Here is a 7,806-nt window from a genome sequence, read left to right as displayed (position 1 = left end):
GGGTAGGTGAGGGGACCCGCTTCAGGGCGGGGCGGACGGGTGGGGGCGTTATTACGGTTGCGATTGCGGCGGTTGCGGTCAGCGGCTCCCCGGTCCTCAGCACGCGGGGTGACTTCCCGGCGGACGCGCTCTTCCGGCTCGGCGGGCGGGGTTGTCGTACGTTCGGGGCCGCGCCCACGCTCGGGGCGTTGCTCAGTCCGGGGCTCCCGTCCAGCGGCGCGGGTGGTGCCGCTACTGCGTCCACTGCTCCGGCGTTCGGAGCGGAAGGTGGGATGGGGCGTGAGGTCGGCTTCTTTTTCGTCTTCCTCGGTGTCCTCTTCGGAGGTCAAGCTGAAGTCTTCTTCCTCAGTGATGTCGCTGAGCTCGCCCCGGAGGCTCTCCGCGCTCATCGGTACGACTTCTTCTTTTTCACCGGGCAAAGTAGCGAGTAACCCTAATCCGTCACAGGTCGGACAGGAATGACCAAAGACTTCGTAAAGACTCTGGCCTTGGCGTTTACGGGTCAACTCCACTAAGCCCAACTCGGTCAACTGGGCGATCTGGGGGTGGGATTTATCCGGCTTGAGGGCCTTGGAGAAATGTTCGAGGACCTGGAGTTGGTCGCGGCGCGACTCCATGTCAATGAAATCCACGATGATTACCCCGGCGACATTTCTGAGTCGTAGTTGACGGGCAATCTCGGTGGCGGCCTCACAGTTGGTCCACAGCACGGTCTCACGAGAGGTGGCGGAGCGGGTGAAACTGCCGGAGTTCACGTCAATCACAATCAGGGCTTCGGTGGGTTCGATTACCACGTAACCGCCGGAGGGTAGGTCTACGCGGGGCTTGAGGGCTTCGCGGATGGCGGCGTTGACCCGGTAGTAGTCCAGCATTGAGCTGTTTTCCCGGTGGTGCTCGACGTAGAGACCCTGGGGCATCTTGCCGCCATTCCAACCAATCAAGTATTGCTTAACCCGTTTTTGTCCAAAGGCACTATCGACAACAATTCGGTTGACTTGGTTGCTGTAGGTGTCGCGGAGGACGCGCTGGATGAAGTCCTCGTCCCGGTTGAGCATTGCCGGGGCACGGGCGACCTGAGCTTTCTGTTGGATTTTGTCCCACTGTTGTTTAAGAATTTCTAGGTCGTCAAGGATGGCTTGTTCATCAACGCCCTCAGCCTCAGTACGAACCAAGAGACCCATGCCCTCGGGCTTAATTAAGATTGCCAAGGCCCGGAGGCGGTGGCGTTGGTCTTCGTCGCGGATGCGGCGCGAGAGGTTGACCCCCCGTCCGTTGGGCATCAGCACTAAAAACCGTCCCGGCAGGGTGATGTTCCCGGTGAGACGGGGACCCTTGTTTCCTGTCGGTTCCTTCATAACCTGGACTAAAACTTTTTGTTGGGGGGCGACGAGTTCGGTGATCGGGGAGGAACTGCGCCGCTGGCGGATCGGACCCAAGTCGGTGACGTGAATAAACCCATTGCGCTCGGCATTGCCAATATTGACAAAGGCGGCGTCAATACTCGGGAGGACGTTCTCGACCACGCCCATATAGATGTCGCCGACCTGGTGATTGCCCTTAGCAACAATGAGTTCCTGGATTTGCTCTTCTGAAAAAACTGCCGCAAGGCGGTGTTGCTCCGCAATAATAATCTGCTTCGGCATCAAAACTCCTCTGATAAACAGGCAAGGAAGCCCAATTCGATTAAAAATTCGTCGAAAGCCCACAGTTGATAGCTAGAGGATGGCTTAAAGACATCACTCCGCCGCGCCTTTGACCTGGAATGATTAAAAATTTCCTCAGGTCAAGAATACAAGACCGCCGTATCCTGTTAGACTTTCGCCTGCTGGCATTGTAGCGTAATTTGCTTGATTCGCCAGCCTGCTATTTTATGTGAAGCTCAAGTGTTAATTTATACAGTTTTTTGTTAAACCGATGATTTTGTATCAATAGATACGAAGGTTTGATGGGTAGGACCCCATAGAATGCTGGGGTTGCCCGCTGGTGGTTTTGTGTACAAGTTTCAGCGTAGTGCGCTGCTGGCAGTCTTGATGGTAGGCGCGGCTCTCCCCCTCAGGGCGGCTCCCGTGGACCGGGGCGAATCTGGGAATGCCATGAAAGGTCAAGTGACTAATCCCCTCAAGTTGCCCCGTGAGCGGCAGGACTGGGTAGGGATCAAGCTTTTGGGTATTCTCAAGCGCAAACCGGAAATGGCGGCGGCGGCGGCGGAAATTGTGACGCGCGCGGAGTCGGACTCCGGCATCCTCGGTGCGGTATCAAGTGGTGCTCCAGTCCTCAGCACTAACTTTGACTCGGTGCGCGGTTCGGGTCTGGAGCCGCCGGACCCAGATATGGCAGTAGGTCCGAGCGATCTCATTGCCTCGACCAACTATGGACTCCAAATTCACAGCAAGACCGGGGCACCAATCGGTGGGATCTTAGGCCTCAAGAGTTTCTTTGCCGTCCCCAACAGCTACAACATCATCTCAGACCCCAAGTTTATCTATGACAGTGAGTCGGGGCGGTATTTCGGGGTGTTGATTGGCTACAGCAACAGTACCCGCAAGGGAGCGTGGTTCCTCGTGACCTCGACGACCAACAGCGCGAGTGGGACTTGGAATACTTTTCGGGTAGAAATCGCCAGTAAGCTGCCCGACTATCCCGGCTTCGGGGTGTGCAGCGATAAATTACTACTCTCGGCAAATAACTTCGGGGTCAAGCTCGGGATTCCTTTCAACTTTACTGGGACCGTCGCGGTCGCCCTCAACAAGTCCCAGTTGGTCGGTGGTAATCCCAGTGTGGCCTACACCATCTTCGGTAATTCCGGGGGCGGTCTCAAGGACAGTGCTGGGGCACAGATCTTCACGCTCCAACCCGCGCGCGGCCTCAGTGCCAACACGACTTGTCACCTAGTCTCGGTGAACGGGACTACCAACGCCAAGGCCCAACTCTATCGGGTCACAGGCGTACCCGGTGTAGGTGGTGGCGCGGTCTTGACCACCGGCTTGAACCTGCCCATCGCGCCCATCAGCAGCCCGGTCAAAGTCCCCCAACTCGGTAGTAGTATTAAGCTCGACTCCGGGGATAACCGGATTCTGGACTCGGTTTACCGCAACGGGGTCCTCTGGGGGAGCTTCAACAGTGGTTGTACGTTTGCCGGGGACACGACCAAGTACGACTGTGCGCGGGTCTTCAAGATTGGCGATGTGGACGGGACGGCCTCGGTTCAATTCGATGGCAGCTACGGAGCCGCTGGGTTTTATTACACCTACCCGGCCCTCAGTATTGACGCTGCCGGGAACATGACCACGGTTTTCACCGCCTCCAACAGCACCATTTATTCCTCGGTGCGGTTTGGTGGTCTGGCAGCCGGCGCGACGGCCCTTGAACCTAGTGCCCTACTCGTCAGCAGTGGTGCGCCCTATACCGGGACACGCTGGGGCGATTATCTGGGTGCGGACTTCGACAGCACCGACGGTTCCATCTGGGTTATCGGCGAGTACAAGCCCGCCGGGACGGGTTTCTGGGGTACTTACGTCGGCAAGACCCAGTTCTAGGACCGTGTAAACACGTACATCGCTCTAAATGTAGCGAGTCATACAGGCAAAGCGGGGCAGGAGTAGCGAATAATACTTCTGCCTCTTTTTTTGGAGTATCGATGTTTAAACGCATTGCTTTAGCGTTGACTGTTTTGGTCGGATTGCCGCTGACGGTGGACGCACTGCCTGAGTCCGTAGGGGAGGCTGGGGTGGCTCGCCAAATCGCGACGATTGATCCGCTCAAATTACCCTACGAGCCTCCCCAATGGCGGGGAATTAAGATCCTCAAACCGCTCTCACGGGACCTGTGGGACCGCATCAAACGTTCGGATTACTTCGAGGAAATCCCCGAGGCGAACGTGATTGACCGCGCTACCCCCGAGGGCGAGTTGCTGCGGCGCGAACCGCTGGTCCCGGCGGTTTTGCAGCTAGGTTTTAACTCGGTGGAAGCCTCCAACCTCGAACCCCCGGACCCCCACATTGCCGTGGGACCGAGCAACCTAATGGCGGCGACCAACTCGGGTTTACAGGTCCACAGTCGGACGGGTACTAAAGTCGGGGCATTACTCGGCTTGCGCTCGTTTTTCTCGGTACCTTCTAATTACAACTTGGTCTCTGACCCCAAGGTGATGTACGACAGCACTTCGGGTCGTTTCTTCGCGGTCTTGATTGGCTACAGTAACTCGGCCTCTAAAGGAGCTTGGTTCTTTGCCGTCTCCACGACCAACAGTGCTAGTGGGACTTGGCGGACATTTTTGGTGGAGCAGACCCGCGACCTGCCAGACTATCCCGGCTGGGGCATCTGCAACGATAAAGTCGTCACCACTGCCAACAACTTCAATTTCTCGATTGTTTCCGCGCCCTTCACCGGGTCCGCCGTGGTGGTCCTCAACAAATCCCAGCTCACCTCGGGGGCCAGCACGATCAACTTGACTAAGTTCAATAATGTGCTGTTGGGCAACAACACCCAAGCTTTCACAATCCAGCCCGCCCAGTCCCTCAGTTCCACCAATACCTGCCACATGATTGCCCTACGCGGGACCACCCAAGTTCAACTCTATCGCCTCACTGGGGTACCCACTGCTTCTAGTAACGCGGCCCTTGCCACTGGGAGTGCCCCGACGGTGGCGGCTTCAAGTACGCCCGTGGACGCGGCGCAACTCGGGAGTAGTCGGCGGGTGGATACCGGCGATACCCGTCTCCTGGATGCCACCTATCGCAACGGTGCCCTCTGGACTAGCCACACCACGGGCTGTACTTTTAGCGGGACCGCTGGGACCTTCACCTGCGCGAGATTGCTGAAGATCACCGGGGTGGATGCTACGCCTGCGGTCAGTCAGGATGCCCGTTATGGAGCCGCCAACTTCTATTACAGTTACCCGGCCCTCCGCACCGACAGCAATGACAATATGGGCGTGGTTTTCACGCGGGTGGGCTCTAGCGAGTACACGAACCTGCGCTTCGGCGGACTGCGGGCGGGTTCTAGTACCTATGAGAGCAGTGTTGCGATGGTTACGGGGGGTGCGTCCTACACCGGGACGCGCTGGGGGGACTACTTCGGGGCGGCCTTCGACAGCACCGACAATAGCCTCTGGTTCCTGGGGAACTATAAGCGGTCCTCGGCCTTCCTCTGGAGTACCTATGCCGTGAAGACCAAGTTTTAAGGGAAACTGGTTAAGGAAAATCCATCAACGTCCGCCATGCGTTTTGCTCTTTTCGCGCTGGGTCTTTTGGGGATGCTGCCCTGTCTGGCCCAGACCCCGGCTCAGGATTTTGATGACCTGACTGAGGCTGACTTACTCTCAGATGTAACCGTGACGGCGACCCGTTCTCGGGAACGGGTTTTTTATGTACCCACGCCGACCACGGTTATCACCAAGAGTCAAGCCCTCGAACGGACCCAGACCAGCTTGGCGGACCTCCTCAAGGGTGAGGTGGGGGTCTTCGTCCGAGCAACTAACCCGAGTGCTGGTTCCCCGATTATCCGGGGGGTGACGGGACGGGATGTGTTGATGTTGGTGGACGGGTTTCGCCTCTCCCATGCCTTCATGCGGCCCAACACCCAGTATCAGGGGCTCGTGGACAGCTACTTCATTGAGCAAATCGAGGTGGTGCGGGGGCCGGGTTCAGTTCTCTATGGGTCCGATGCCTTGGGCGGGATTACCAATACCCTGACCCCAATTTTTCAAGCCAATGGGCCGAGATTCCAAATCCACACGGACTACACCAGCAATCCGGCCGGGGTTAGTACCCACGGGCGGGTGAATTTAGGCGACCAGGATTTCAACGTCCAAGCGGGGCTTACCTACCGAACTTTTGGGGATGTGGTTTTGGGGCAAGCTCCAAATCCCCAGGTCTTCTTCCCCAATCCAGGGCGGACAGTGGCGGATTCGGGGTATGAGTTCTACGGCTTGAACTTCAAGAGCGCGGTCCAGTTCACCCCTAGTCAGAGTTTTACCCTCACGGCCCAGCACAGCCGGATTCCCACGGTTTCGCGCCAAGACGGGATTATTCAGGGTTATGGTCCCAATGTACCCTCAGCCGAACGGGGTTTCGCGCCCCAGAGTCGGACTTTTATATTGGGTTCCTATCAGGCTGATTTTGAACAGACTTGGTTGGACACCCTGCGCTTACAGGCGGGCTACCAGCAGATCGAGGACAACCGCAACCAACGCAATTTCAGCACCCGCCCTAGTTTTCCGGGCTATGGAACCGGGACCGCTAGTAGCAACAACACCTTGTAGAATATCGCCTCCAATTTATTGGGCACGGGCTTGACTCTGACGAGCACTTGGGGGAACAATCGTTTTACCTATGGTCTGGAAGCCTATTTTGACCGAGTAAATAGTAGTCGCACGATTGCCAACGATCTCACGGGTAGCCGACTGGACCCCAACGGACCCCGTTATGTAGACGGCTCCACTCTCAACCAGTACGGGTTATTCCTCCAGGACGAGACGAACTGGGACGAGCGTTTCACCTCATTCCTGGGGTTGCGTTACTCTCTGGTGGACGTAAATATCCCATTTAGTTCAGTCCGGCCCAACAGTTCGGGGTTCAGCCGTAACTTCCAGGCTCTGACCGGGGGTTTGGGGGCGCGGTATCGCTTGACTCCCGAGGTGAACTTGGTTTTTAACCTGGGTCAGGGCTTTCGTGCCCCCAATATCAATGACTTGGGGGAAGCGGGGTCCCGGCGTGTAACTGATATTAACCTCCCCAATCCCAGCCTTGCCCCGGAGCGGGTTTTTTCTGTGGATGGGGGCCTCAAGGTGAGTGGGACGGCATTTACCGGGGAGTTGCTGGGGTTTTGGAGTCAGTACACGGACCGCCTGGATTCGGTCAGTTTGGGGACAGTGATTAACAGTGACGGCAGTACCGCCCAGCTTTTCCAGACCCAGAATCTCAACAGCGACACGATCTGGGGCATAGAGTTTGGCGGACGGTATCGGTTCAGTCCCCAGTGGTCCAGTTTCGTCACCGGGACTTTCAGTTATGCCGAGTCGGGGTTATCCGGGGAGAATGCCATCCCGCCTTTTAACAGTGTGGTCGGCGTACGCTACGAACCGACGACGGGGGTTTATCTCGAACCTTTTTTACGGTACGCCGCCGCCCAGACCCGACTCTCTGCCAACGATGCTACGGACCTACGGATCAACCCCCTGGGCACACCGGGCTGGGGCACCCTCAACCTCCGGGCGGGTCTCCCCCTCAACCCCACCACCACCCTGCGTCTAAACGTGGATAACATCTTTAACGCTACCTACCGCGAACACGGCACGACCCTAGATGGTGCGGGGACGAGTGTAACCCTGGGGGTGGATAGTGCGTTTTAGAATTGCCAAGCGGAGCTACGCTAAATTCTAAAGCTCCTTGCCTCTTCAAAAGCTAAGCCACAGGAAACACTCCCCATGACCGATGAGCAAATCCGAGAATTATTCGCCCAGACCATGCAGGCCATAGCTGCTGTCAGCCAGACCGCCCAAACTACTTTGCAGGCGGGTCGAGATGGTTTGCAGGTGAGTCAGGGAACTCAAAGCTAAACTTAGGACCGCTGGCTTCTCTTACCGTCCTGGTAAGGGCAGTCACACGATTTGGACGCAAAGGATTCAGATGATGCCCGTCTCTCCCTAGAGCGTGAAGTAGATAGAGCTATCGAGACGTTGACATACTCACCGTCCTAAAGGAGCGGGGATTCCCTTGCGGTTACTGGCTCACAGACAGCATTTACCGTTGACGATGACTCGCCAGCAGCAGCGATGCTTATCTCCTCAGTCTTTCCCGATGGCTC

6 protein-coding genes are annotated in these 7,806 nt (G+C 57.0%); 5 read left to right on the top strand and 1 reads right to left on the bottom strand.

Translation table 11 applies throughout. The features are described 5' to 3' along the window. Positions 1 to 1,643 (bottom strand): Rne/Rng family ribonuclease (locus HFM78_RS11125; RefSeq protein ID WP_287129519.1); only part of this gene is annotated, 1,643 nt, incomplete at its 3' end. 321 nt (positions 1,644 to 1,964) lie between these two features. Here HFM78_RS11125 and HFM78_RS11120 point away from each other — a divergent pair. From HFM78_RS11120 to HFM78_RS11100, 5 genes are all read left to right on the top strand, one after another. After that, a complete protein-coding gene (locus HFM78_RS11120) occupies positions 1,965 to 3,536 on the top strand; it encodes a hypothetical protein (protein ID WP_287129518.1) in 1,572 nt (523 codons plus the stop codon). Positions 3,537 to 3,637: 101 nt separating this feature from the next. Further along, the gene (locus tag HFM78_RS11115) at positions 3,638 to 5,182 is read left to right on the top strand and encodes a hypothetical protein (RefSeq protein WP_287129517.1); all 1,545 of its coding nucleotides are present in this window, start codon (positions 3,638 to 3,640) and stop codon (positions 5,180 to 5,182) included. A gap of 36 nt (positions 5,183 to 5,218) precedes the next feature. Next, positions 5,219 to 6,262, top strand: coding sequence for a TonB-dependent siderophore receptor (locus HFM78_RS11110; RefSeq protein ID WP_287129516.1), 1,044 nt, complete (start codon positions 5,219 to 5,221; stop codon positions 6,260 to 6,262). Between the two features lie 30 nt (positions 6,263 to 6,292). Then, complete coding sequence (locus HFM78_RS11105; RefSeq protein ID WP_287129515.1) at positions 6,293 to 7,351, top strand: TonB-dependent receptor; 1,059 nt, start codon at positions 6,293 to 6,295, stop codon at positions 7,349 to 7,351. A gap of 75 nt (positions 7,352 to 7,426) precedes the next feature. Continuing rightward, the gene (locus tag HFM78_RS11100) at positions 7,427 to 7,558 is read left to right on the top strand and encodes a hypothetical protein (protein ID WP_287129514.1); all 132 of its coding nucleotides are present in this window, start codon (positions 7,427 to 7,429) and stop codon (positions 7,556 to 7,558) included. Positions 7,559 to 7,806 lie beyond the last annotated feature (248 nt).

Origin of the sequence: Candidatus Cyanaurora vandensis (assembly GCF_013285555.1) — a bacterium.
Classification (GTDB): Bacteria; Cyanobacteriota; Cyanobacteriia; order Gloeobacterales; family Anthocerotibacteraceae; genus Cyanaurora; species Cyanaurora vandensis.
Note: the sequence above shows the minus strand (reverse complement) of the source record. Positions and strands in the feature narration are given on the sequence as shown.